This is a genomic window from Pseudomonas sp. M47T1 (assembly GCF_000263855.1).
GTDB lineage: Bacteria > Pseudomonadota > Gammaproteobacteria > Pseudomonadales > Pseudomonadaceae > Aquipseudomonas.
In genome coordinates this window covers 25,703-50,285 of the sequence record NZ_AJWX01000038.1, presented here as the reverse complement: position 1 = coordinate 50,285, position 24,583 = coordinate 25,703, and the positions used below count along the sequence as shown (strand labels likewise).

Here is a 24,583-nt window from a genome sequence, read left to right as displayed (position 1 = left end):
TTTCATGCCCGAGCGGTCGACGCCGGGAATGTAGAAGGCCTCGTCGTTGATCTGGCGCAGGGTCTCCATGTAGTCCTTGTTGAAGATGTCACCGTTCACCGCCTCCACCGAGATGCGCACGGTATTGCCCAGGTTGGCGAGGTCATTGCGGTGCTCGATCATGCGCTCGATGAACGGGTGCTTGAGCGGGATCATCTTTTCAAAGCTGGTGGAGGGACGAATCAAGGTGGCCTGCCAGAACAGGAAAATACTCACCAGCAGGCAAAGGATGATCACGGCGGGGCGGTGGTTGAAGATCAGGCGTTCAAGGAACGTGGCCTTGTCCTGGTGGTGGCTGCTCATGGAAATCGGCTCCCGGATGGTCATTGTTGGCCCACCTGCTGGCCGAGGTCGGCGCCGGTGGCGGCCGTCACGCGCACGCCACCTTGGCCGGCGAGAATCAGCGTGCCATTGGCACCGGCGGTCACTGCCGAAAGGGACAGACGATCGGGGCGGTTGTACAGGCTGAAGGTCTTGCCGTCGTCATTGCTGCGCAACACCGTACCGCTGTTGCCCACCAGCACCAGGCTGCCGTCGTCCAGGCGCGTGGCGCCAGACAGGGCAAACTCCAGTGGCCCGCGCGGGCCTTGCAGGGGAACGTTGGCCCAGGTATCGCCAAAGTCGGTGGAACGGAACAGGTTGCCGCGCAACCCGTACACCAGCAGCGTTTGCGGCTCGCCGGTGGGCAGCAGGCCGAACAATGAACCCTCGTAGGGGCCGTGCACTTTCTCCCAGCTCTGACCCCAGTCCCGGGAACGGAAAAGGCTGCCTTGCTCACCGACGATGAACAACCCGCTGTCCTTCACCGCGCCAATGGCGTTGAAGTGGAACTGGTCGGGGTTATCGATGCGGTCGCTGACGTCCTGCCAGTGCTGGCCACCGTCGCTGGTGGTCAACAGGGCGCCATAGGCGCCCACGGCAAAGCCGGTGCTGGCGTCCTTGAACCACAGGTCCAGCAGCGGCGCCTGGCGCTTGAGGTCTTCGAATTGCTTGGTCCAGGTGGCGCCACCGTCGTCGCTGGCAAGGATTTGCGCGTCGTGGCCCACCGCCCAACCATGCTTGGCATCGACGAAGTACACCGCCGTTAGCAACTGGCGGGTGGGCACCTTGGCCTGGGTCCAGCTTTGGCCATGGTCGTCGGAATACAGAATGTGCCCGCGATCGCCCACCGCCACCAGGCGCGGGCCGGCGGCCACCACGTCCAGCATCAGGCTGCGAAGCGCCTTGCCCGACTCGATGGACCATACCTGTGCGGCAGGCGCAGGGTCAGCCGCCCATGCACTGCCCGCCACGCCACCCAGGGCAATACCTGCCACCAGTGACAATGCCATCCAGGGGCGCCATGCGCCCTTCCCTGTGACGCGCTTGGCGCCACGCCTGACCGGCTCGCTCATGAGAGCACTCCCATTATTGTTATTGGACCAGCCTGGGTGGGGGCCTGGGGCCTGCGCTGGCTGAAACCTGCATGCCAGAGCCCCGCAAAAGCAGCCCTATCCTAGCCAGCCTTGAATCGGGCTGACAACGCGTGCCGCGTCATCTTTCATCCGCCGGCCGAGCCACACAACGCACCCCCAACCCTAGCAGAAGGGTGTACATCTGCAGGCCAGAGCCTCGCGCCCCCTTTAAGCCAACCACGCCAACGCAGCGCCCGAGGGCACCGCGTGGCAAGGCTGAATGTCGGACCATCATCGGCCCTGATGGTCAGCGCGTACCCAGGCGGCGCAGCGCTGCCGGAGTGAAATCGGCGGCTGCCGGGATTGGCCGGCTGAAATCCACCGTGCTGGCCTCCTCGCTGTCCAGGCCCTGCACGTGGTAACGCCGGGCCTGCAGGTCGTGGAACACGTCCAGAGCCGACCAGGTGGTGGGCAGCTCATAGAAGTTCTTCAGGTAGGCCATGGACACCCGCCACAATTCGCCCTTGCCGTCGTACTGATCGACCACTGCGGCCTGCCAGCTGTCTTCGTCCAGGTAGAGGCGGCGCTTGGCGTACAGGTGGCGCATGCCAGGCTTGAGGGTGCCTTCCACCACCCACACGCGATGCAGCTCGTAACGGGCCAGGTCGGGGTTCAGGTGCCCGGGTTTGAGCAGGTCGGCGTATTTCACCGAAGGCTGGCCCAGCCGGTAGTTGTTGTAGGGGATGAACAGCTCCTGCTTGCCCACCAGGCGCCATTCGTAGCGATCGGGCGAACCGTTGAACAGGTCAGTGTCGTCCGCCGTGCGCAGGCCATCGGCGGTACCGATGGGCGTGTCGTACGCCAGCGTGGGTGCGCGGCGCACGCGGCGCTGGCCAGCGTTGTACATCCATGCCTGACGCGGCTCCAGCACCTGGTCGAGGGGCTCGTGCACCAGCACCACGCCACCGGCCAGGCGCGCCGGGCTGCGGATCTGGTTCATGTAGAAAAACAGCATGTTGTCCGCTGGCTCATCGGCCAGCTGCGGGTCGTAGAAGCGAAACAACCCCTGCTGCCGCGACACAATGGGCACAAAACTGCCATTGCGCTGCACCGCCACTTCGGCCGCGCGGCGCTCCACGTAGATGCCGCGGTAGCGGGCGATATGGTTCCACACCGCCTCCACGCCGTTGCCTGGAATGGGAAAGGGAATGCCGCCGCGCGCCCCACTGAAACCATTGCCGCCGGCCGTCAACTGGGCGTTGGCCGCGTTGTGGCGGGTATTGTCGTACAGCCACTGAGGCGCCGAGCCACTGCGCCGGGTGGGGTACACCGGCATGCGGAAACTGTTGGGGTAGGCAGCAAACAGTGCCAACTGCCCGGGGGACAGGTGCTGGCGATACTGCGCAAGGTTGGCCGCGGTGATGCTGAACAACGGCTTGTCGGCGGGATAGGGGTCGATATGGTGGTGGCCCGACCCGGCATAGCCACCCGGGGGCGTGACCAGCCCGCCGGTCCAGGCCGGGATAGTGCCGGCGGCATTGCCCGCGCGCTGGGCACCCAGCGGCGTCAGGGTTTTGCCCAGTTGCGCGCCGTCGGCGGGGACGGCGGCCAGCACCGGGCCGACCCACAGCGTGCACAGCGCAAGGGCGATGGGCAATCTCAAGTCTTTGAGCATGGTGCTTCTCCCTTAAAACGAGTATTTGACGTTGAAACCGACGTTGTCACGGTCGCGCACCGCATTGCTCTGGCCACCGCCATAGAACTCGGTGTACTGCAGCTCACCTTCCAGGCTGTTCTGGTAGCTGGCGCGCAGGCCCACCGAATAGGCTTTGCGCCCTTCGATGAAGTTGCCGCTCTGGTGCGAGTTGCCCTTGAAGTCGTCCTTGTAGGTCAGGAACGGCGAAACGTTGACGCCGCCCACCAGGTTGTTCCAGGTGCCGATGAACATCAACGTGGCGCCGTAGGCGTCGGCGGTAACCTGGCTGTCGCGGCCAAAACCGTTGGCGTAGCCGACGTTGGCGCGGCTGGCGTAGTAACGCCGGCTGCCATCGAACGCGGTGTATTGCAGGCTGCTGCCGCGCAAGTGCTCGGACGCCACCTCGGCCACGGCATTGAGGCCATCGAAGCCCAGGCGCGGGCCGAAACTGTAGAGCGTGCCCAGGGAGGCGTTGAACATCTGCACCCGCTCGCTGCTTTGCACCTGGTCACCCAGGCGCACGTGCTGGCCGCCGATGTTCACCACCTGCCCCGCCGCCAACGGGCCGGCCTGGGCCAGCAAGTCGCCGAGCAGATCGCTGGTGGCGGCCATGCCGATGGGCATGTTCGGTCGGTAGGCCAGTTCGCCAAACAGTGCCGCTTCGCCCAGGCGGGTGTTGAAGCTGACGCCGAACATGCGGATGTCCTCGGCGAAGTCCCGGCGGCCGCGCACCTGGTTGGCCACGTCCAGGGCTGCTACACCGCCCACGGCCTGTTGCAGGGCGCTGTTGAACTGCGCCGCCACCTGGCCAGTGGGATCTGCCGCGATCATGGCCTGCAAGCGCTCGACGGAAACCCCCATCTGGCTGGCCATCTGTTGCTGTACAGCAGGCGTCGCGCCGGCCTTTATCTGCGTGAGGTCCAGGCCCTTATAAGCACCCAGGTCGGCATGGATGGTGGGTTCCTTGCTGTGATAATTGACGAAGTAGAAGCCGAACTCGGTGTTGTTCAGCTGTTCAGCGGTGTAGCGGAACGCCACGCCGAATTGGCCATCGTCACGGGCATTGATGTCGCGCCCGATGGTGGCGGCCTTGAGGTTACCGTAGCGGTCGATGCTGCCACCGCCCTGCAGGCCGCCCACACCCAGGGCGCTGAGCCCTTGGTACAAACCACTGACGGCGGTGAGCGCAGGCACCGGCGCGTAGGCGGTGTGGCCGCCCTTGGCGAACAGGTCGGTCTCGGCGAAATAGGTGCCCACCGGGTCGATGGCGGTTTCTTTCCAGTTGAACTGGTAGAAGCTTTCCACCGACAGGTTGTCGGTGAGGCCGACGCTGACGTTCACCGCTTCCACCGGCATCAGCACTTCCTTGAGCTCGGCGCCCGGCAGGCGGAACTGCGCCGCGTCGATGGGGTTAGTGGTGTTCACCCCGCCGCGGTAGAAAATGCCCTCGCCCCAGTTGAACACCTGCCGGCCCAGGCGCCCGGACACCGGCAAGCCGGCCAGTTGCCAATCACCGCGCACATAGGCATCGAGGATTTGCACGTCGCTGCCGGCATGGTCACGAGTGGCGCGGGTGAAGTGGCGATTATCGCGGTAGTTCTGGCTGGGTTGTACCGGTGAGTTGTTATGGTTGTAATCGGTATGACCGTTCATGAGGCGGCTGTCATAGAAGCCAGTTGCACGCAGAAATAATCCGTAGTTTTTATAGGATGTTTCCAGCTCGCTGGTGAACTTGTATACCGAGGAAACCAGGCCCGGGTCAAAGTTGCGATTGCCGTCGTTGGCATTGATATCGTCGTTGGTCTTGTCCCTGCCCTGCACGCGCCATAACTGCCCGTATGAAAGGGTGGTATCGAACGAACCGTGCAGTTCATCTTCGAGAAAACTGAACTCCACGGCCTCGGCCGGCAGGCACGCCAGCATGGGCAAAAGCCCGGCCAAGGTATAACCGGCGCGGGCCGGCGCCAGGCACACGGGTGCCCCGACTGTTGTTGTACGCATATGAGTGATCTCCCTGAAATCTTATTGTTTTCCAGACCCGCAGCCTTAATCCGTAGGAAGTTTCCCAAGGTTTAAAAAGAGGGCTGATAGTGACCGGCAGATAAAGGTCAGGGAGCAGAGTGCCAAGTCTGGCAGGCGGGAGAAAGCGATTATGGGGCGGGGGCGATATTTCCGAAATCGCCTACTTACTTAGGTAAAACTTCTTACAAATTGACCTGTTTTTTTGGCTCATTACGGCGCGCGAGACGCAACGAGGCGACACCCATCTGCCGCCAGACATACAAGTGGGGCATCTCCACCGTCCGCGCTGTATGCCCGGCGATGGATCTGCGTTGGCCCCTATTAAAGCAATCACTGCGCGTGCAAACGCCCCAACCCAGGCGGCACGCCGCCGGTATCAGTGGGCTGCCACGGCCCGTTCAGGTTGGTGGACCAGGTCCAGCCGCCGTCCCAGCGGTAGTAGGTACGCTGGCGGTAGTAGGTATTGTCCTGCCCCTCCAGCACATACACCCCCAGTTTCGGGTCCCAATGGCTGGCACCGCCCGGGGGCGGTGCGAAGCTGGCCGAGGTGCGCGGCATGGGCTTGACCGACGGCGTGCCCGGGGTCACCGGCAGCGGCGTGCCGGGGCGCGGCGAGGGGGTGGTCTGCGGCCACGACGGGATGGTCGGCGCCGTGGGCTGGGGCTGCGGGTGATGAACCGCGCAGGCACTGAGGCCCAGCACCAGGGTTAACAGGGAAACACGAGCAATGGCGTGCATGATCAGAGATCCGGGCTGTCGATGGTCAGGTTTTGCGGCGCGGTGGTACCGCTGGCCAGGGGCTGGCTGCGGCCGACCCATTCACCCTTGGTAGGCTGGCCGGCTCGGGAAATGCGCGCCACCAGTTGGACCTCGGGGAAGTTCGACAGTTTCAGCTGCGGCATCATGGCGTCGCTGTCACGCAGTTCGACACTGGCTGGCAGGTCGGCCACGGTCAGGCGCTTCACCGCCAGCGGCATGGGCGGGCCGCTTGAGGCACGGGCAAAGATGAACACGCTGTCGCCGGGTTGTACCTTGGCCTTCACATCAGCGCCCAGGTCCACGTGCACCTTGAGCAGTGCCGCGGCTTTCTCGACCGGCGCGGCTGCCAGGGTGCCGCCGCCGGCGGTCAACTTGTCGGCGGCGCGCTGGATGCCGCCCTGCAACGCGGCGCGCGAGGGATCATCGGCGGGCAACAAGGCCAGCAGGCGTTGCCAGTAATCCACCGCTTCCTGGTAGCGCTGGCCCTCGAACGCAGCGATGCCGCGCAGGCCAAGGCTGGTGACTTCCTTGGGGTCGGCCTTCAGTGCTTCATCGGTAAGCGCCTGGATCTCGGGCGACCATTTTTTGTCACTGGCAAAGTATTCGGCCTGGGCCAGTTGGCCCAGCACTTCAGGCTGACGCCCGGCCACCGCCAGGGTGCGCTGGAACAACCGCGCGGCATCGGCCGGGCGATTTTGCGACATGTAGGTGCGACCCAGGAAGAACAGCCCTTCGGCCGAGTCCGGCTGCGCGGCCACGGCACGCTCCAGGCGGTGGGTCATGTCTTGCATGGACGTGGGCGCCGTGGCGAACTCGCGGCTCAGCTCAACCTTGTCGCTGGCACCGAAATGCAGGTACAGCCCCAGGCCCAGCACCGGCACCAACACGGCCGCCAGCAGCGGCAGTGGCCGCCCCAGCCGCGACACCCGGCCCTGATCGGCGCCTTCGGTATCGGCCAGCAGTTCACGGGCGGCCTCGGCACGGCCCGCCTCCAACTGTTCGGCGTTGAGCACACCTTCGTCCTGCTGCACGGCCAATTCGGCGATGCGTTCCTGATACAGGGCCACGTTCAAGGCCGTGCGGTCTTCTTCCTGCTGCACGCGACGGCCGCGCACCACGGGAATCAGCAAAAAGCCCAGGGCAACCAGCAACAGCAGCCCTACGGCAAGCCAGAAATCAATCATGGGTGGTCTTTATCCAGCAAGGTGGCAAGGCGCGCGCGCTCTTCAGGGGAAAGGTCAGGTTCGGCGTAGGCACCGCTGCGCGTGCGCCGACGCACAATCAGCAGGATCACGCCAACGCCGCCCACCAGCAACAGGCCGGGGCCGAACCACAGCAGCCAGGTGCGCGCGGTCAGCGCCGGCTTGTAGCGCACGAACTCGCCGTAGCGGTCGACCATGAAGTCGATGATCTGCTGATTGTCCTTGCCCTCGCCCAGCATGCGGAAAATTTCCCGGCGCAAGTCGGCGGCAATGGGTGCATTGGAGTCGGCGATGTCCTGGTTCTGGCATTTGGGGCAGCGCAGTTCCTGAGTCAGTTCACGGTAGCGATCACGCTCGGCGTCGCTCTTGAACTGGTAGGTATCGATGGCCGCCTGGGCCATGCCGCACAGGCCGATGGCCAGGCCGGCGGCAGCTAGCCAGCGCTTCATGGCCGCGCCTCGTCTACCAGGCCCTGGTACTCACTGGCCAGTTGCTCACGCCACACGGTGTCGTCGATCACGCCCACGTGCTTGTAGCGAATCACGCCCTTGGCGTCGATCAGGAAGGTTTCCGGCGCGCCGTACACGCCCAGGTTCAGGCCCAGGCCGCCCTGCTCGTCATTGATATTGATTTGATAAGGGTTGTGGAAGTCCTGCAGCCATTTCAGCGCGGCGGCGTTGTCATCCTTGTAGTTGACCCCGTAGATCACCACGCCCTGCTGGGCCAGCTTGGTCAGCACCGGGTGCTCGACCCGGCAGGAAATGCACCAGGTGCCCCACACGTTCACCAGTGCCGGCTTGCCCTTGAGGTCAGCCTGGGTAACGGTCTTGCCGTCCTGCACCGACGGCAGCGAGAACGCCGGGAACGGCTTGCCGATCATGGCCGACGGCAGTTCCGAAGGGTCCAGGTACAGGCCACGGTAGAGAAACACCGCCACCACCAGAAACAGTGCCAGGGGCACCAACAACATCCAACGCTTCATGCCGCCGCTCCGTCCAGGCCCAACACATCCCGCACCTTGTCGCGCACCTTGACCCGATAACGCCGGTCGGTAGCCGCCAGGGCGCCGCCCAGAGCCGTCAACAGGCCACCGAACCAGATCCAGCGCACGAACGGTTTAACGTGCACACGCACCGCCCAGGCACCGTTTTCCAGCGGCTCACCCAGTGCCACGTACAGGTCACGGGTGAAGCCTGCGTCGATACCGGCCTCGGTCATCATCGATTGCTGCACGGTGTACAGGCGTTTTTCCGGGTAGAGCACGGTCACGTCCTTACCGTCCTTACTGACGCGAATCGTGCCGCGGTCGGAGGTGAAGTTGGGGCCCTGGTAGTGCTGGGCTCCGTCGAATATGAAGTGGTAACCGGCCAGGTCTACCGACTCGCCCGGCGCCATGCGCAGGTCACGTTGGGCGCTGTGGCTGCTGGACAGCACCACGCCCAGGGCGCACACGGCGATGCCCACGTGCGCCACGTGCATGCCCCAATAGCTGCGGGTCAGGCTGCGGGCGCCCTTGAGCAGGCCCTTGTGGCGGGTCTTGTCGAACAGGTCACGGGCGCCGGCCAGCAGTACCCAAGCCGCCAGGGCAAACACCGTCAGGATAGCCCAGTCGAAATTGTCCACCAGCAGGCCACCGATGGGCGCCAGTACCACGGCGCCGATCAGCACCGGGGTGAGCATGCCGCGCAACCATTGCAACGGGGTGTCTTTCCAGCGCACCAGCACGCCTACCGCCATCACCACCATCAGCAGGCCCATCAGTGGCACAAACAAGGCATTGAAGTACGGCGGACCCACCGACAGCTTGGCGCCACTGAGGGCATCAACCGCCAGCGGATAAAGGGTACCGAGCAAAATCATCGAGGCCGCTACCACCAGCACCAGGTTGTTGGCCAGCAGCAGGGTTTCCCGCGACCACAGGCCAAAGCCCACGTGGCTCTTGACCACCGGCGCGCGCAGGGCAAACAGCGTCAGCGAGCCGCCCACCACGCACAGCAGGAAAATGAGGATGAACACGCCGCGCGCCGGGTCGGACGCAAAGGCGTGCACCGAGGTCAGCACGCCGGAACGCACCAGGAACGTACCCAGCAGGCTCAGGGAAAACGCAGCAATGGCCAGCAGCACGGTCCAGCTCTTGAACACGCCGCGTTTTTCCGTGACCGCCAGGGAGTGGATCAGCGCGGTGCCCACCAGCCATGGCATGAAGGAGGCGTTTTCCACCGGGTCCCAGAACCACCAGCCGCCCCAGCCCAGTTCGTAGTAGGCCCACCAGGAGCCCAGGGTGATGCCCAAGCCCAGAAAGCTCCAGGCGACGATGGTCCAGGGCCGCGACCAGCGTGCCCAGGCAGCGTCCAGGCGCCCGCCCAGCAGGGCGGCGATGGCGAAGGAAAACGCCACCGAGAACCCCACGTACCCCATGTACAGCATGGGCGGGTGGATGATCAGGCCGGGGTCTTGCAGCAACGGGTTGAGGTCTGCGCCGTTGGCCGGCACTTGCGGCAGGATGCGCGCGAAGGGGTCGGAGGTCAGGATCAGGAACAGCAGGAAACCCGTGCTGATCATGCCCATCACCGCCAGCACCCGGGCCAGCATGACCTGCGGCAGTTGCCGGGAAAACACCGACACGGCGAAGGTCCAGCCGCCCAGGATCAAAGCCCACAACAGCAGGGAGCCTTCATGGGCACCCCACACCGCGCTGAATTTGTAGTACCAGGGCAAGGCGCTGTTGGAGTTGCTGGCCACGTAACCGACGGAAAAGTCGTCGGTCATGAAGCTGTAGGTCAGGCTGCCAAAGGCAAACGCCAGGAAAAAGAATTGCCCCCAGGCCGCAGGCTGGGCCAGGGCCATCCATTGCCGGTCGCCGCGCCAGGCGCCGAACAACGGGACAGTGGCCTGTACCAGGGCAAAGCACAGGGCCAGGATCATGGCCAAGTGGCCGAGTTCGGGAATCATGGTTTCAACCTTCCTTGCCGGGCGCAGCGGTTGCGCTGGACGCAGACTGGCCGCTGTCCTTGAGGGCCTTGGTGACTTCAGGCGGCATGTATTTCTCGTCGTGCTTGGCCAGGATCTGGTCAGCCACCACCACGCCGTCGGCGTTGATCTTGCCCAGGGCGACGATGCCCTGCCCTTCGCGGAACAGGTCGGGAAGAATGCCGCGGTAGGTGATGGTCACGTTCTTGTTGAAGTCGGTGACCACGAAGCGCACGTCCAGGGAGTCGGCGGAGCGCACCAGCGAGCCCTTCTCCACCATGCCGCCCGCGCGAATGCGGGTACCGGCAGGCGCCTCGCCGTTGGCGATCTGCGTAGGGGTGTAGAACAGGTTGATGTTCTGTTGCAGCGCGCTCAGCGCCAGGCCCACGGCCACGCCCAGGCCCACCAGCAGGCCGATGATAATCAACAGACGTTTCTTGCGCAGCGGATTCACTTGCCTTTCTCCCGGCGCAAACGGCGCGCCTCTTCTTGCAAATAGCGTCGACGCGCCAGCAGCGGCGTGGCGATGTTGTTCGCCAGCACCACCAGGCAGATGCCGTAGGCCGACCAGACATAGGCGCCATGATGGCCCATGGCGAGGAAATCACCGAATGAAGCGAAATTCATGCTCGACCCTCCAGCGCCTGGGCCACTTCGGCCTTGGCCCAGCCGCTGCGCGCTTCGCGCTTGAGCAGTTCCAGGCGCATGCGCATCAGCAGCACGGCGCCGAAGAAGCAGTAGAAGCCCAGCACCGTGAACAGCAATGGCAGCCACATTTCGGCGGGCATGTCCGGCTTTTTCGTGAGGCTGAAGGTAGCGCCCTGGTGCAGGGTGCTCCACCACTGTACCGAATACTTGATGATCGGGATGTTCACCACGCCCACCAGCGCCAGCACTGCGCAGGCCTTGGCAGCACTGTCACGGTTGCTGATGGCATGGCCCAGGGCGATCAGGCCCACATACAGGAACAACAGGATCAGCATCGAGGTGAGCCGTGCGTCCCACACCCAGAACGTGCCCCAGGTGGGCTTGCCCCAGATGGAGCCGGTGAGCAGCGCCAGCGCCGTCATCCAGGCGCCCACGCGCGCGCCACACTGCAGGGCAATGTCGGCGATCTTCATTTTCCACACCAACCCCACCAGGCCGGCCACGGCAATCATCACGTAGCAGGACTGGGCCAGCATGGCCGCCGGCACGTGGATATAGATGATGCGAAAGCTGTTGCCCTGCTGGTAGTCCGGCGGCGCGAACGCCAGCCCCCAGACCACGCCGATGGCCAGCAGTACGGCGGCGGCCACACTGAGCCAGGGCAGCAGGCGCCCGCTGATGCCGTAGAACCATTTCGGCGAGCCGAGTTTGTGAAACCAAGTCCAACTGATCACGCTGCTATTCATCACGGTGCATCCTGGATCTTCGCCAGCCCTCTTGGGGGCCAGCCTCATTATTCGCCGACGCTGATCTTCAGGCCAGCGGCTATCGCAAAGGGTGTGAGGGTGACCGCAAGCGCGGTCAGGCTACCCAGCCACAACAGGTAACCGGCGGTCGGCATGCCTTGCAGGGCTGCCTGCAAGGCGCCACTGCCTAGAATCAATACCGGGATGTACAACGGCAGGATCACCAGCGCCAGCAACAGGCCGCCACGCTTGAGCCCTACCGTCAGGGCGGCGCCCACGGCGCCCAACAGGCTGAGCACTGGCGTGCCCAGCAGCAACGACGCCAGCAGCACCGGCAGGCATTCCACTGGCAAGCCGAGCATCAATGCCAACAAGGGTGACAGCAGCACCAGTGACAGCCCGGAAAATGACCAGTGCGCCAGTACTTTCGCCAACACCAGCAAGGGCAGAGGGTGCGGCGACAAAACCCATTGTTCCAGCGAGCCGTCTTCGAAATCGCTGCGAAACAGACCATCGAGCGACAGCAGCACCGCCAACAGCGCCGCCACCCATACCAGCCCCGGCGACAAGGTGCGCAGCAACTGCGACTCCGGGCCTACCGCCAGCGGGAACAGGGCGATGACGATGGCGAAGAATACCAGTGGATTGGCCAATTCCGCAGGCCGGCGTACCAGCAGGCGAGCCTCGCGCTTGAGCAAGGTGACGAAAACGCCGCTCATGCCGCCCACCGCGCCAGGTCCAGCTCGCAATAGCCTGACGGTTTCACGGCAATATTATGGTGGGTGGTGAGCACCACCATACCGCCATTTTCGCAATGGGCGGCCAGGTGCGCTTCCAACTGCGCCACGCCGTGCTTGTCCAGCGCCGTGAACGGCTCGTCGAGAATCCACAGCGGCGGTGCCGGCAGGTACAGCCGCGCCAGCGCCACACGACGCTGCTGGCCAGCCGACAGGGTATGGCACGGCACGTCTTCGAAACCACGCAGGCCCACCGCCTCCAGCGCCTGCCAGATGGCATCGCGCGAGGCGTTCTGGTGCAGGGCACAGAGCCAGGTCAGGTTTTCCTCGGCGCTGAGCACGTCCTTGATGCCGGCGGCGTGGCCGATCCACAGCATCATCCGCGCCAGGGTGGCGCCCTGGCCCGGCAGCGGCTTGCCGCCCAGCAGTACGTGCCCGGCAGTGGGTTGCATCAGACCGGCAAGCAAGCGCAACAGGCTGGTCTTGCCACTGCCGTTGGGGCCGCTGATCTGCCACATGTCGCCTGCGCCGACGGACAGTTCGAGATTCTCGAACAACATCCGCCAGTCGCGCTCGCACGCCAGTGCCTGGGCTTGAAGATGAGGAATCAAACGATGGCCTTATCAATCGGATGAAGGGTACAGGTGCCGTTCAAGTGCGCGCCGCGGCTGCCGTTAAACTGGCAATGGCGTACTTTTTGCAATTCGCAAGCAGCTACGCGCACTGTATACAAGCTTTGAAAAAGTTGGTGCCGCATTATACATACCGACCCCCACTGCCATCATGGCAATTTCCACAGGCCAGGTTTACATGACAAGTGACATCACCAGTCTGTCCTCGCTGCTGCCCGCCGCCAGTGCGCTGCGCGCCAGTGCCGGCACCAGCATCGCCAGCGGTGACGTAGTGAAACTACTGACGCCGCTGAGCAGCCTGCTGGACATTGGCGAAAGCGCCAGCGGCCAGGTGCTGTCGAGCAAGGCCGTGGCCGGCCAGCCGTTCCAGGTGGTGCTGTCGCTGATCACCAACAGTGGCGAACAAGCCACGGTGCAGGCCACCAGCAAACAGCCCTTGCCCCAGGGTACCCAGGTCACGGTGACCCAGCTGGCCTCTGGCAGCGCGGCGGTCACGGTGCAACAGGTCAAGAGCAACGCCGTCGGCACCCTGACCGAACTCGACACACAACAATTGCCGGTGGGCACGCTGGTGCAAGGCAAAGTCATCAGCAGCCAGTTGCAGCCCCAGGCCGGCACCTATCGCTCGCTGGTCACGTTGCTGAACACGGCCATGGCCGGTAGCACCCTGGAAATAGACAGCCCTGGGCCGCTGCGCCTCGGCAGCCTGCTCAGCGCCCAAGTGCAGGGCGCGCAAAGCCTCAACTTCGTGCCCCTGAGCGGGCGCCTGGCGCAATTGGCGGTCAACCAGCAATTGCAAACGCAGCAAAGCCGCCAAGGCTCGCTGGAAGGCGTGCTGGCCGCGCTGCAAAACCTGGGCGACAGCAGCGAAGTGGGCGACGACCTGCGCGCCAGCGCCAGCCGCCTGCTGGCCAGCCTGCCCGACATCCTCCAACTCACCGACACGCGCGGCGTGGCCCAGGCCTTGAACGCCAGCGGGCTGTTTCTGGAAGCGCAGTTGCTGACACCCCAGGGCGGCGCGCTGCCCGATGACTTGAAAAGCAGCCTGCTGCGCCTGGTGGCGCAAATACTGCCGAACCTGCCCGGCAACGCCCCGTTCAACCCGGCTGACGCCGCCAAGGTGCTGGCCAACGTGCTGCCTGGTTATGTGCGCAGCGCCCTTGGCACGCTGGGCCAGGTGGGCGAAAAACCGCCCAGCGGTTTTCCACTGCCCACGCGCCTGCTGGGCAGTTTCGACGGCGAAAATGACCTGGAACACTTGCTGCGCCTGGCGTCGGCAGCGGTGTCGCGTTTGCAGAGCCATCAGTTGTCGAGCCTGGAACAGAGCGGCCTGAGCGAAGACGGCAAAGTGCTGACCACCTGGCAGCTGGAAATCCCCATGCGTAACCAGCAGGACATCGTGCCACTGCAGGTGCGCGTGCAGCGCGAGGACGAGCCTGAAGACAGCAAGAAACAGCAGGCCGAGCAACCCGCGCAACAGCGCGAGCCGCTGTGGCGGGTAGAACTGGCCTTCGACCTGGACCCGCTGGGCCCCCTGCAAATTCAGGCGCAACTGTTGCGCGGCAGCCTCAGCGGCCAGCTATGGGCGCAGTGGCCCGCCACGGCGCGGCTGATCGACAGCCAACTGGACAGCCTGCGCGAACGCCTGCTGGACTCGGGCCTGGCGGTCAGCGACCTGCAATGCCACCAGGGCACCCCGCCCCAGGGGCCGCGTACGCAACTGGAACAACGTTGGGTGGACGAAACCGCATGAACAACACAGCCCCCCGCCAGGCCATTGCCCTGACGTACGACGGCCAACAGGCGCCCACCCTCAGTGCCAAGGGCGACGACGAGCTGGCCGAAGCGATCCTGGCCATGGCCCGCGAGTATGAAGTGCCGATCTATGAAAATGCTGAGTTGGTGAAGCTGCTGGCGCGCCTGGAACTGGGCGACAGCATTCCCGAGGCGCTGTACCGCACCATTGCCGAGATCATTGCCTTCGCCTGGAACCTGAAGGGCAAATACCCCCAGGGTTTCGACCCCAGCCCTGCGCCGCTGGAGCGCGACATCACTCCCCCGTGATTGACGGTCTCTTGTGGGAGCGAGCGCTGCCCGCGAAAACAATAACGCGAACATTCTGGCTAAACGCGGCGCCCGTTTCGTGGGCAGAGCCCACTCCCACCCAGACAGCCCCCGCAGGGCAGCAAATTGACTCAGACGTTGAGCAGCCGCTCGCGCAGTTTGGCGATTTCGTCGCGCATCTGCGCTGCCGCTTCGAACTCCAGGTCGCGCGCCAGCTGGTACATTTTTTCTTCCAACTGACGGATGCGCTTGGTGATCTCGCTCGGCGAGCGCAGTTCGTTTTCGTATTTGGCGTTTTCCTCGGCCGCCTTGGCCATGCCCTTGCGCTTCTTGCTGCGCGAACCCGGCACGGTGGCGCCTTCCATGATGTCGGCGACATCCTTGAACACCCCCTGAGGGACGATGCCGTTGGCCGTGTTGAAGGCCACCTGCTTTTCCCGGCGGCGCTCGGTCTCGCCGATGGCCCGCTCCATGGAGCCGGTCATGCGGTCGGCATACAGAATGGCGCGGCCATTGAGGTTACGCGCCGCCCGGCCGATGGTCTGGATCAACGAGCGATCCGAACGCAGGAAGCCCTCCTTGTCCGCGTCCAGAATCGCCACCAGCGACACCTCGGGCATGTCCAAGCCCTCACGCAGCAGGTTGATACCCACCAGAACATCGAAAGCGCCCAAGCGCAGGTCGCGGATGATTTCCACGCGCTCCACGGTGTCGATGTCCGAGTGCAGATAGCGCACTTTCACATCATGATCGGCCAGGTAGTCCGTCAAGTCTTCAGCCATGCGCTTGGTCAGCACCGTGACCAGCACACGTTCCTCAATGGCCACCTGCTTGCGGATCTCCGACAGCAGGTCGTCCACTTGGGTCAGCGCTGGCCGTACCTCCACCTGCGGGTCCACCAGGCCGGTGGGGCGCACCACCTGCTCGATCACCCGGCCGGCGTGCTCCGCTTCGTATTTGCCGGGCGTTGCCGAAACAAAAATGGTTTGCGGGCTCACCCCTTCCCACTCGTCAAAGCGCATGGGCCGGTTGTCCAGTGCCGAGGGCAGGCGGAAGCCGTACTCCACCAGGGTTTCCTTGCGTGAACGGTCGCCCTTGTACATGGCCCCCACCTGGGGAACGCTGACGTGGGACTCGTCAATCACCAACAACGCGTCAGGCGGCAGGTAGTCATACAAGGTGGGTGGCGGCGCACCTGCGGGGCGGCCCGACAAATAGCGCGAGTAGTTTTCAATGCCGTTGCAGTAACCCAGCTCCAGGATCATCTCCAGGTCGAAGCGGGTGCGCTGCTCCAGGCGCTGGGCTTCCACCAGCTTGTTGTTGTTGCGCAAATAGTCCAGGCGCTCCTTCAACTCCTCCTTGATGCCCTCGATGGCGTCGAGCAGGGTTTCGCGCGGCGTCACGTAGTGGCTCTTGGGGTAGAAGGTAAAGCGCGGCAGCTTGCGAATCACCTCGCCGGTGAGCGGGTCGAACGCCGACAGGCTCTCCACTTCATCGTCGAACAATTCGATGCGGATGGCTTCCAGGTCCGATTCCGCCGGGTACACGTCGATCACGTCACCACGCACGCGGAAGGTGGCGCGGGCAAAGTCCATCTCGTTGCGGGTGTACTGCAGGTCCGCCAGGCGGCGCAGCAGCGCGCGCTGGTCGAGCTTGTCGCCGCGGTCCACGTGCAGGACCATTTTCAGATAGGTCTCGGGGCTGCCCAGGCCGTAGATGCACGACACCGTGGTGACGATGATGGCGTCCTTGCGCTCCAGCAGCGCCTTGGTCGCCGACAGGCGCATCTGCTCGATGTGGTCGTTGATGGACGAGTCCTTCTCGATGAAGGTGTCCGAGGACGGCACATAGGCCTCGGGCTGATAGTAGTCGTAGTAGGAAACGAAATACTCGACGGCGTTGTTGGGGAAGAACGCCTTGAACTCGCCATACAACTGCGCCGCCAGGGTCTTGTTGGGTGCCAGCACCAGCGTCGGGCGTTGAACCTTGTTGATCACGTTGGCGATGCTGAAGGTCTTGCCCGAGCCCGTCACGCCCAGCAGGGTCTGGTGCGCAAGGCCGGCCTCGATCCCCTCTACCATCAGGCGAATGGCCTCCGGCTGGTCGCCGGCGGGCTGGAAACGGGTGACGAGCTGGAACTCGGACATGAGGAACCTCTTGGCCACCGGCAGGGATAGGCCCTACGGATGAAAGCGATCACAAGCGCACAATCACGCCTGTATTTATAGACAGTACTTATACCCCAAGTGGTGCCATTGAGGGTCAGTTTCAAGACAACGCCTACAAGGTTATTGGACCGCGCCTACTTCAAAATGACTAACGGTCGTAAAAAAATCACCGATCCAACGGTAAAACCTGCATCAACCTGTCGCAGGCGCCGAGAAGGATCTCTATACTGACTCCCCGTTTGTGCACCGCTCTAGTGCATTTTTGGAGCGGTGTACCCCTCATCACTCTCCAATCAGAGCTACGGTAAAAATGAGCCTGTTTTCTGCTGTCGAATTGGCACCCCGCGATCCTATCCTGGGCCTTAACGAAGCGTTCAACGCTGACACCCGTACCGACAAGATCAACTTGGGCGTAGGTGTCTACAGCGATGAACAAGGGCGAATTCCCCTGCTGCGCGCCGTTGTCGAAGCCGAGACCGCACGCGTTGCCCAGCACCTGGCGCGCGGCTACCTGCCGATCGACGGTATCGCGGCCTACGACCAGGCCGTGCAGAAACTGCTGTTCGGCGCCCAGTCGCCCCTGCTGGCCGAAGGCCGCGTGGTCACCGTGCAAGCCGTTGGCGGCACCGGTGCCCTGAAAATCGGCGCTGACTTCCTCAAGCAGCTCTCGCCTAACGCTGTGGTCGCCATCAGCGACCCAAGCTGGGAAAATCACCGTGCCCTGTTTGAAACCGCCGGCTTCCCGGTGCAGAACTACCGCTACTACGACGCCGCCACCAATGGCGTGAACCGTACCGGCCTGTTCGCAGACCTGAACGCCCTGCCCAACGGTTCTATCGTTGTGCTGCACGCCTGCTGCCACAACCCGACCGGCGTCGACCTGACCCCGGAAGACTGGAAGCAAGTGCTGGAAACGGTCAAGGCCAAGGGCCACGTACCGTTCCTGGACATGGCTTACCAGGGCTTTGGCGACGGCATCGACGAAGACGCCGCCGCCGTGCGCCTGTTCGCTGAATCGGGCCTGACCTTCTTTGTATCCAGCTCGTTCTCCAAATCGTTTTCGCTGTACGGCGAGCGTGTGGGCGCGCTGTCGATCGTTACCGAATCGAAAGAAGAAAGCACCCGCGTGCTGTCCCAGGTCAAACGCGTGATCCGCACCAACTACTCCAACCCGCCAACCCACGGCGCCAGCATTGTCGCCACCGTGCTCAACAGCCCGGAACTGCGCGCCATGTGGGAAGCGGAACTGGCCGAAATGCGCCTGCGCATTCGCGGCATGCGCAACCAGATGGTCGAAGGCCTGGCCGCCGCCGGCGCCAACCGTGACTTCGGCTTCGTCGGCCTGCAGCGCGGCATGTTCTCCTACTCGGGCCTGACCGCCGCCCAGGCCCAACGCCTGCGCAGCGACTTCGGCATCTATGCCCTGGACACCGGCCGCATCTGCGTAGCCGCCCTGAACCAGAGCAACATCGACCGCGTGATCAAGGCCATCGTCCAGGTACTGTGATTTCATCGGGGAATTCAACCAAAGGGTTGACTTCCCCTTTTGAATCAGTAACATAGGCACCAGATTCCGCGATAGCTCAGTTGGTAGAGCAAATGACTGTTAATCATTGGGTCCCTGGTTCGAGTCCAGGTCGTGGAGCCATCTTAGAAACCCCTCACTAGAGGGGTTTCGTCGTTTCAGGGGCTTGAAAATCCTACCTCCGGCCTTTTCAAAGTGCCCACATGCTGTCCACACCCAAATGCCAGCGGGTTCAGATTGACCACCTGGATCTACGGGCCTCATCACTTGCCGTTGTCGGATCAATGATCCGAAGAACGATCACGCTTAGTGACCTCGATGTCACCGTCCAGTGCCATGCTGCCGAGCGCGGCCCGCTGCAGCGCCTCTCTGAGCTGTGCGATGAATTGATCATGCCGTTGGCCAGTTTTCCCACGCCCCCCTGCTCGCTCAAGCTGGCTGGTGAGTTCCTCGGCGACTGAACGTTCGCTGGCGCGAGCGTCTTTGGTGAGCTTGAAATGGACATGTGGTGGAAGCTGGATGACCAGCTCGAAATCATCTGGGGAATCAGGCATGGTCAGGCTCCTTCTGCGGTTGGGTTGCAGTGCCCATCCTTTCAGATGGTTCAACCCACAATGCCTCAGGATCTCAAGCCGAAGCCATACGAAATTTCTGCTTCACCGCGTGGAAATTTCCGACAGCCTGGCGTGCTATTGCTTGTACGGCTCCAAGACTTGCTGATCCTGCCCTTTCAGCACCCACACCAGCAGCTTTGCCGGCTGGGTGTTGCTGGCATTGCGCGACATCAGGTGCACCGTGCCAGCCGGCTCATACCAGTACTGCCCCTGCTTGTAGGTGACCGGCGCTTCGCCCTTCAACTGCGACACGACGCTGCCTTCCAGCACGTAGGCCATGACCGAGCCAGGGTGGCTGTGGGCGTCGGAGGCTTGGCCGGGCGCGTAGTCGACGGTGAGCATGATGGCTTGCTGGCCAGGCGCATTGGGCGGCGTTTGCTGTTGCAGGATGTGCACGTTGTCATGGGCGCTGGCAAAGGTGCTGGCGGTCAGCAGTGCGGTGGCGAGCAGGGTGCGGATGTTCATCTTCGTGACCTCTTGGGGGGGGTGAGGTGAAGATAGGCCGGTTCGTGGGGCGGCTACAGTGCCAATGGGCGAGAAGATCGGGTGGCCAATGTGCATCGCCTGACTGTCTTGCGTCAGATCGCAGGAGCTGCCGCCAGGCTGCGAAAAGGTCCGCAGGACCTTCGGCGGTGTGATGCCGATCGCGGGCGCGGCGGGAGCGCCTACGAAAACTGCGGCCTGTCAGGGCTCCAGGCCGATGCGGAAGAACTGGCCGCTACTCCACACGCCCAGCCAACGCTGACCGTCGATTTCGCGCACCGTGGCCAGCTCTACCAGTTGGTAGAAGACATTGCGGTGCACCAGGGCTTCGAGGTTGCTGCGCACCAGCACGTAGGGCGAAGGCTCCTGGGTGGCGGGATCGATCTCGACGCGCAAGGGGTGCGCGGAATCGGCCACCACGGTGTCTTCAACGTTGGTGACAAAGCGCAGCACCTGGCGATCGCCCTGCCCTTCCACTTCCAGCGTCACGGCGACGAAAGGTGCATCGTCCACGGTGATACCAACCCGTTCCACCGGGGTCACCAGCACGTAATCATCGCCATCGCGGCGCAAGATGGTGGAGAACAGGCGCACCATGGGTTTGCGGCCGATGGGCGTGCCCAGGTAGTACCAGGTACCGTCCCGGGCGATGCGCATGTCGATGTGGCCGCAGAAATCCGGGTTCCACAGATGAACGGGCGGCAGGCCCTTTTCGCTTTTGGGGATCTGCGCCAGCAAATCGTTGGCCTTGCCTGCACCGCTCATGGGTTACTCCTGTACTGCGTTAAGGGCGACTCATGCCCAACAGGATACGAGCGTAATCCTCCAGTGGCGGCTCTAGCAAATCTTCCGGCTTCTGGTTGTGCAGGGTCAGCAGGCCGCCGCGCATCTGAATGGTGGCGCTGTCGATCAGGTAGCGGGTGTTGGTTTCGATCAGCATTACCTGAATGGTCCCGCTGTCCACGCCCAGACGGTCCACGGCCTCCTGGTCGGCCCACTCGTCGGCGTTGCCAATGCGGTCATCAGCGCCGGCAAAGCGGGTGTACAGCAGGTAGCTGGCGCCGGCACCACGGGCTTCGCCCAGCGCTTGCTCAAGGCCCAGGGGCGCGCGTGCGCGGCGGACCATGGGGAAGTAATTGATGAACCCGTTGAAGGCCGCCTCGGCCACCACGTTAGGCCGCGGGTAGGCGCTGCCTGGGGGCGCGAACGCACCCTGGCCGATGTAGATGAACGAGTCTGGCTGCAGCCGGAAGTTATTCAGGCGCCGGGTGTTGCTGTGGTTCAGCACACCGGCGTCACTCAATTGTTCGCGGGTGACTTCACCCATGTCGCTGACACTCATGCAGCCGCCCAGCGCCAACAGCGCGAGCAGCAAGACCAGGCTACGCATCTTTCCTCCAGAGGCCGGTGACGGAAAACCGGCGAATAGCCGCGTGATGCAGCTTTTGCGCCAGTCTGTGTATCAAAGCCCGCCAGGCTTAGCCGCCGATGATCTTCATCACCGTGGCCCCTCCGGAAAACGCCACTTCCTGCTTGTCGCCCAAGGCCTTCATCAGCAGCCCCTGCAAGGCGGGCAGCGCCTGGTGACGGGGCTTGTCGAGCAAATCGCCAACGTAGTGACGGTTGCTGGACGACAGGCAACCATGCAGCCAGCCCGTGGAGGACAGGCGCAGGCGCGAGCAGGTACGGCAGAAAGGCACGCTTTCGTTGGCAATGACGCCAAAAAAACCACGCCCGGGAACTTCGTAGCGAATGGCCGTGGCGTCTACCGGCGCGCTGGCCTGCTGGTACTCATGACCTTCCCCAATCAGCGCCAGCAGTTGCTCCAGGCTGATGAACTGGGCATGGAAAGCCGTGGCATCGCTGGCCAGATGGCCCATGCGCATCAGTTCGATGAAACGCAGCTCAAAGCCTCGGTCCAGGCAGTACTCGAGCAGGGGCACCACCTGGTCGATATTGCGCCCGCGCAGTGGCACCATGTTGACCTTCACCCTCAGCCCCGCCGCCCTCGCCCGCTCCAGGCCATCGAGCACGGTGCGCAGGTCACCGCCGCGGGCAATGCTGCGGAAGGCATCCGGGTCCAGGGTGTCCAGGGAGACGTTGATGCGCTTGATGCCCGTTTCCAGCAACAACGGTAGTTTGCGCGAGAGCAATTGGCCGTTGGTGGTCAGGCTGATATCTGCAAGGCCCAGGGCGGCCACGCCGCGCAGGAAATCATCAAGCTTGGGACTGACCAGCGGCTCGCCGCCGGTGACGCGTAGACGTTCGATGCCGGCGGCTTCGATCAAATAGGCCACCCCGCGCACCAGCGTTGCCGCCGACAGCTCGTCCTGGGCGGCGACCAGGCGCTTGCCGTCTGGCACACAATAGGTACAGGCATAATTGCAGGCGGCCGTCAGGCTGACGCGCAGATTGCGAAAACGCCTGCCTTGACGATCGACGATCATGATGACTCCAGCATGGGGGAAGCGGATCGCAAGAATTTGACCTAGAAGTCAGGTTTTTGCAAGCCCCAGCCTTAAGAGTATATGCCGGCACCCGCAGCGCTGCCGCCGGGCTGCGAAAAGGGCCGCGGGACCTTGCTGCGGTGTGCAGCCGATCCGGGGGCCGCTGTGCGGGACTTCGCAGCCTGGTGGCAGCTTCCTGAGGGCTGGCGGCAGCCTACGGGTGGGGTAGATCAGCTGGAGGACGGGTCGCTGTCGCGCTTGCGCTTGTTGCCCATGCGCACGCCAATGTCCATCAGGAACTGGAAGAAGCCTTCCTGATCTTCAAGCACGTTGCTCCAGAAGGGCGAGTGGTACAACGCCACGGCGCCATGCACCAGGGCCCAGGAGGCGCAGAAGTGGAAGTACGGCGGCACGTCTTCGAGCTTGCCTTCGCTGATGCGACCCTTGATCAGCAGGGTCAGCCGATCGAAATTGGAGGCGCGGATCTTGTGCAGCTCCTCGACCATCTCCGGCACCTGGTTGCCCTTGACCACCTTCTCTTCCAGGCGGTCGAACAGCCGGTAGCGCTGGGGATCGCGCATGCGGAATTCGAAGTAGGCACGCGACAGGGCTTCCTTGTCGCGGTCGACGTCGGCCGAATGCAGCAATTGGTTCAAATCGCGCTCGTAGTCGAGCATCAGGCGCAGGTAGATCTCCGCCTTGGACTTGAAGTGCTTGTAGATCGTGCCTTTGCCGATACCCACGGCATCCGCGATCATCTCGACGGTGACGCTGTCTTCACCCTGTTCGAGAAACAGCTTGAGCGCGGTATCGAGGATCTCTTGCTCTCGGCGACGAAACTCACGGACCTTACGAGGTTCTTTCTGCATAAAGAAGGACTGGGTCAAAATCGAAGCCCGGTATTATGCCTAACTTGCAGCAAATTGCACGGAAGTTCCAATCATGATCGCGATTGTTGACACTTCCCGGTACAAATACACCACCCAATTTTTGACGCTTTCAGGGCCTCACCGTGCCATGAGCACTCAATGGATGCCGACGTATTCCAAATCTGTTTAAAAAATAGTCAACCGGCAGTGGCGTAGTGCGAAAGGTAGCCAATACTTGAAGTGTCGGCGCGCTCACACCCCCCAAGTGGCACGCCGGTAAAGGTGCCCATGGACCGTGCGCCTTTGTTTTACTCCTAATGGTCTTAACCCGGATTCACCCCCCAGAACCCGGGTTTTTTTTGCCCCGGTTTTGGGTTGGCAGGGCTTACAGATGCGCCAGGGGAAACAGCCGCTTGAAGTTGGCGGTGGTCTGTTCGGCCAGTTGCTCGTAGGACTCACCCCGCACCATCGCCAGGAATTGCGCCACTTCACGCACGTACTGCGGCAGGTTGGGCTTGCCACGGTGCGGAATGGGCGCCAGGTACGGCGAGTCGGTTTCCACCAGCAGGCGATCGGCGGGCACTTGCCGCGCCACGTCGCGCAGGGCGTCGGCATTGCGGAAGGTAACGATGCCCGACAGCGAAATGTAGTAGCCCAGGTCCAGGGCGGCCTTGGCCATGTCCCAGTCTTCGGTGAAACAGTGCAGCACCCCGGTGTTGGCCAACTGCGCTTCGCGCAGCAGTTCCAGGGTGTCGGCACGGGCGCCGCGGGTGTGGATGATCACCGGTTTGCCGGTTATTTTCGCCGCCTCCAGGTGCAGGCGGAACGAGGCCTGTTGAAGCTCGGCAGCCTCGGGCTCGTAGTGATAGTCAAGCCCCGTCTCGCCGATGGCCACCACGCGCGGGTGATCCAGTTCGTCCAGCAGCCACTGCAACGCTGGTGCTTCGCCCGGCTTGAGGTCCAGGGGGTGAATGCCAACCGAACAGTCAACGTCGGCATAGCGCTCGGCCACGGCCTTGACCGCAGCGGCGTTGTCGGCGCTGACGCCGATGCACAGGAAGTGCCCCACCCCGCGTTCACGGGCCGCCTGCAAGGCAGCATCGAGGGAGCCGTCGTGCTGGGCAAGGTCCAGACGATCGAGGTGGCAATGGGAATCGACAAGCATGGGCATGGGCAAACTTACATCGTGTGAGTGGGACGGTCGGACTTGATGGCGCCGGCCAGGTAGGTTTCGATCTTGTTGCGGGCGGTGTTGTCACCGTCATTGAACTGCACGCCGACGCCTGCGGCGCGATTGCCCTGGGCACCTTTGGGGGTGATCCAGGCGACGCGGCCGGCCACCGGGATCTTCTCCGGCTCGTCCATCAGGTTGAGCAGCATGAACAGCTCATCGCCCAGCTTGTAGCTCTTGGTGGTGGGGATGAAGAGCCCACCGTTCTTGATGAACGGCATGTAGGCGGCGTACAGCACCGATTTGTCCTTGATGGTCAGGGACAGGATTCCGTTGCGCGGGCCGGGGTTGACTGGCTGATTCATTGAAAGTCCTCGATTGCGCCTACTACCGAAGG

25 protein-coding genes, 1 tRNA gene and 1 pseudogene are annotated in these 24,583 nt (G+C 63.3%); 4 read left to right on the top strand and 23 right to left on the bottom strand.

Going from position 1 to position 24,583, the window contains the following annotated elements:
- The 14 genes and pseudogenes from PMM47T1_RS26955 to ccmA all read right to left on the bottom strand — a co-directional run.
- Positions 1–342: pseudogene (locus PMM47T1_RS26955) on the bottom strand (RND family transporter); the annotation flags it as partial.
- 20 nt (positions 343–362) lie between these two features.
- Positions 363–1,433, bottom strand: a complete 1,071-nt coding sequence (locus tag PMM47T1_RS26950; RefSeq protein ID WP_043301583.1) for a YCF48-related protein — start codon at positions 1,431–1,433, stop codon at positions 363–365.
- 307 nt (positions 1,434–1,740) lie between these two features.
- Positions 1,741–3,108 (bottom strand): DUF1329 domain-containing protein, encoded by a 1,368-nt coding sequence (locus PMM47T1_RS26945; RefSeq protein WP_008375154.1) that lies wholly within the window; start codon positions 3,106–3,108, stop codon positions 1,741–1,743.
- Positions 3,109–3,120: 12 nt separating this feature from the next.
- Positions 3,121–5,130: a DUF1302 domain-containing protein gene (locus PMM47T1_RS26940; RefSeq protein WP_050990467.1), complete on the bottom strand. Its 2,010-nt coding sequence runs from the start codon at positions 5,128–5,130 to the stop codon at positions 3,121–3,123.
- Positions 5,131–5,481: 351 nt separating this feature from the next.
- On the bottom strand, positions 5,482–5,889 hold the full coding sequence (locus PMM47T1_RS26935; RefSeq protein WP_008375151.1) for a hypothetical protein: 408 nt from the start codon (positions 5,887–5,889) through the stop codon (positions 5,482–5,484).
- A 2-nt stretch (positions 5,890–5,891) separates the two neighbouring features.
- Positions 5,892–7,094 (bottom strand): c-type cytochrome biogenesis protein CcmI, encoded by a 1,203-nt coding sequence (ccmI, locus tag PMM47T1_RS26930; protein ID WP_008375149.1) that lies wholly within the window; start codon positions 7,092–7,094, stop codon positions 5,892–5,894.
- On the bottom strand, positions 7,091–7,561 hold the full coding sequence (locus PMM47T1_RS26925; protein WP_008375147.1) for a cytochrome c-type biogenesis protein: 471 nt from the start codon (positions 7,559–7,561) through the stop codon (positions 7,091–7,093). The genes ccmI and PMM47T1_RS26925 overlap by 4 nt, the downstream gene beginning before the upstream one ends.
- The gene (locus PMM47T1_RS26920) at positions 7,558–8,094 is read right to left on the bottom strand and encodes a DsbE family thiol:disulfide interchange protein (protein ID WP_008375145.1); all 537 of its coding nucleotides are present in this window, start codon (positions 8,092–8,094) and stop codon (positions 7,558–7,560) included. The genes PMM47T1_RS26925 and PMM47T1_RS26920 overlap by 4 nt, the downstream gene beginning before the upstream one ends.
- Entirely contained in the window at positions 8,091–10,064 is a 1,974-nt protein-coding gene (locus PMM47T1_RS26915; protein ID WP_008375144.1) for a heme lyase CcmF/NrfE family subunit, read from the bottom strand. The genes PMM47T1_RS26920 and PMM47T1_RS26915 overlap by 4 nt, the downstream gene beginning before the upstream one ends.
- 4 nt (positions 10,065–10,068) lie before the next feature.
- Entirely contained in the window at positions 10,069–10,536 is a 468-nt protein-coding gene (gene ccmE / locus PMM47T1_RS26910; protein WP_008375143.1) for a cytochrome c maturation protein CcmE, read from the bottom strand.
- Positions 10,533–10,709, bottom strand: a complete 177-nt coding sequence (gene ccmD, locus PMM47T1_RS26905; RefSeq protein WP_008375141.1) for a heme exporter protein CcmD — start codon at positions 10,707–10,709, stop codon at positions 10,533–10,535. Before ccmD ends, ccmE begins: the two co-directional genes overlap by 4 nt.
- Positions 10,706–11,464: a heme ABC transporter permease gene (locus PMM47T1_RS26900; RefSeq protein WP_177323409.1), complete on the bottom strand. Its 759-nt coding sequence runs from the start codon at positions 11,462–11,464 to the stop codon at positions 10,706–10,708. Before PMM47T1_RS26900 ends, ccmD begins: the two co-directional genes overlap by 4 nt.
- Positions 11,465–11,523: 59 nt before the next feature.
- Positions 11,524–12,195: a heme exporter protein CcmB gene (gene ccmB, locus PMM47T1_RS26895; protein ID WP_008375137.1), complete on the bottom strand. Its 672-nt coding sequence runs from the start codon at positions 12,193–12,195 to the stop codon at positions 11,524–11,526.
- The gene (ccmA, locus tag PMM47T1_RS26890) at positions 12,192–12,773 is read right to left on the bottom strand and encodes a cytochrome c biogenesis heme-transporting ATPase CcmA (protein ID WP_050990466.1); all 582 of its coding nucleotides are present in this window, start codon (positions 12,771–12,773) and stop codon (positions 12,192–12,194) included. The genes ccmB and ccmA overlap by 4 nt, the downstream gene beginning before the upstream one ends.
- Before the next feature lie 262 nt (positions 12,774–13,035).
- Between ccmA and fliK the strand changes: the two genes are divergently transcribed.
- Complete coding sequence (gene fliK / locus PMM47T1_RS26885) at positions 13,036–14,598, top strand: flagellar hook-length control protein FliK (protein WP_443216110.1); 1,563 nt, start codon at positions 13,036–13,038, stop codon at positions 14,596–14,598.
- Positions 14,595–14,909: an EscU/YscU/HrcU family type III secretion system export apparatus switch protein gene (locus PMM47T1_RS26880; protein WP_008375130.1), complete on the top strand. Its 315-nt coding sequence runs from the start codon at positions 14,595–14,597 to the stop codon at positions 14,907–14,909. Before fliK ends, PMM47T1_RS26880 begins: the two co-directional genes overlap by 4 nt.
- Before the next feature lie 131 nt (positions 14,910–15,040).
- Here PMM47T1_RS26880 and uvrB read toward each other — a convergent pair whose 3' ends face one another.
- Positions 15,041–17,056 carry an excinuclease ABC subunit UvrB gene (gene uvrB / locus PMM47T1_RS26875; RefSeq protein ID WP_008375128.1) on the bottom strand — a complete coding sequence of 672 codons (2,016 nt, stop codon included), beginning with the start codon at positions 17,054–17,056 and terminating at the stop codon, positions 15,041–15,043.
- A gap of 331 nt (positions 17,057–17,387) precedes the next feature.
- On the opposite strand from uvrB, the gene PMM47T1_RS26870 reads away from it, so the two are divergent.
- Together PMM47T1_RS26870 and PMM47T1_RS26865 are read left to right on the top strand one after the other, a co-directional pair.
- Entirely contained in the window at positions 17,388–18,584 is a 1,197-nt protein-coding gene (locus PMM47T1_RS26870; RefSeq protein ID WP_008375125.1) for an amino acid aminotransferase, read from the top strand.
- A 65-nt stretch (positions 18,585–18,649) separates the two neighbouring features.
- Positions 18,650–18,725: transfer RNA gene (locus PMM47T1_RS26865), tRNA-Asn, on the top strand.
- 158 nt (positions 18,726–18,883) lie between these two features.
- Here the strand turns inward: PMM47T1_RS26865 and PMM47T1_RS26860 are convergent.
- From PMM47T1_RS26860 to PMM47T1_RS26825, 8 genes are all read right to left on the bottom strand, one after another.
- The gene (locus PMM47T1_RS26860) at positions 18,884–19,156 is read right to left on the bottom strand and encodes a hypothetical protein (protein WP_008375123.1); all 273 of its coding nucleotides are present in this window, start codon (positions 19,154–19,156) and stop codon (positions 18,884–18,886) included.
- A 135-nt stretch (positions 19,157–19,291) separates the two neighbouring features.
- Positions 19,292–19,681 (bottom strand): cupin domain-containing protein, encoded by a 390-nt coding sequence (locus PMM47T1_RS26855; RefSeq protein WP_008375120.1) that lies wholly within the window; start codon positions 19,679–19,681, stop codon positions 19,292–19,294.
- A 219-nt stretch (positions 19,682–19,900) separates the two neighbouring features.
- On the bottom strand, positions 19,901–20,464 hold the full coding sequence (locus PMM47T1_RS26850; RefSeq protein WP_008375119.1) for a DUF1285 domain-containing protein: 564 nt from the start codon (positions 20,462–20,464) through the stop codon (positions 19,901–19,903).
- 19 nt (positions 20,465–20,483) lie between these two features.
- On the bottom strand, positions 20,484–21,089 hold the full coding sequence (locus PMM47T1_RS26845) for a DUF4823 domain-containing protein (protein ID WP_008375115.1): 606 nt from the start codon (positions 21,087–21,089) through the stop codon (positions 20,484–20,486).
- 88 nt (positions 21,090–21,177) lie between these two features.
- Entirely contained in the window at positions 21,178–22,146 is a 969-nt protein-coding gene (locus PMM47T1_RS26840; protein ID WP_008375113.1) for a GTP 3',8-cyclase MoaA, read from the bottom strand.
- A gap of 230 nt (positions 22,147–22,376) precedes the next feature.
- Entirely contained in the window at positions 22,377–23,015 is a 639-nt protein-coding gene (locus tag PMM47T1_RS26835; protein ID WP_008375111.1) for a TetR/AcrR family transcriptional regulator, read from the bottom strand.
- A 385-nt stretch (positions 23,016–23,400) separates the two neighbouring features.
- The gene (locus PMM47T1_RS26830; protein ID WP_008375109.1) at positions 23,401–24,180 is read right to left on the bottom strand and encodes a TatD family hydrolase; all 780 of its coding nucleotides are present in this window, start codon (positions 24,178–24,180) and stop codon (positions 23,401–23,403) included.
- Positions 24,181–24,194: 14 nt separating this feature from the next.
- Positions 24,195–24,551, bottom strand: coding sequence for a PilZ domain-containing protein (locus tag PMM47T1_RS26825; RefSeq protein WP_008375107.1), 357 nt, complete (start codon positions 24,549–24,551; stop codon positions 24,195–24,197).
- Between the last annotated feature and the right edge of the window lie 32 nt (positions 24,552–24,583).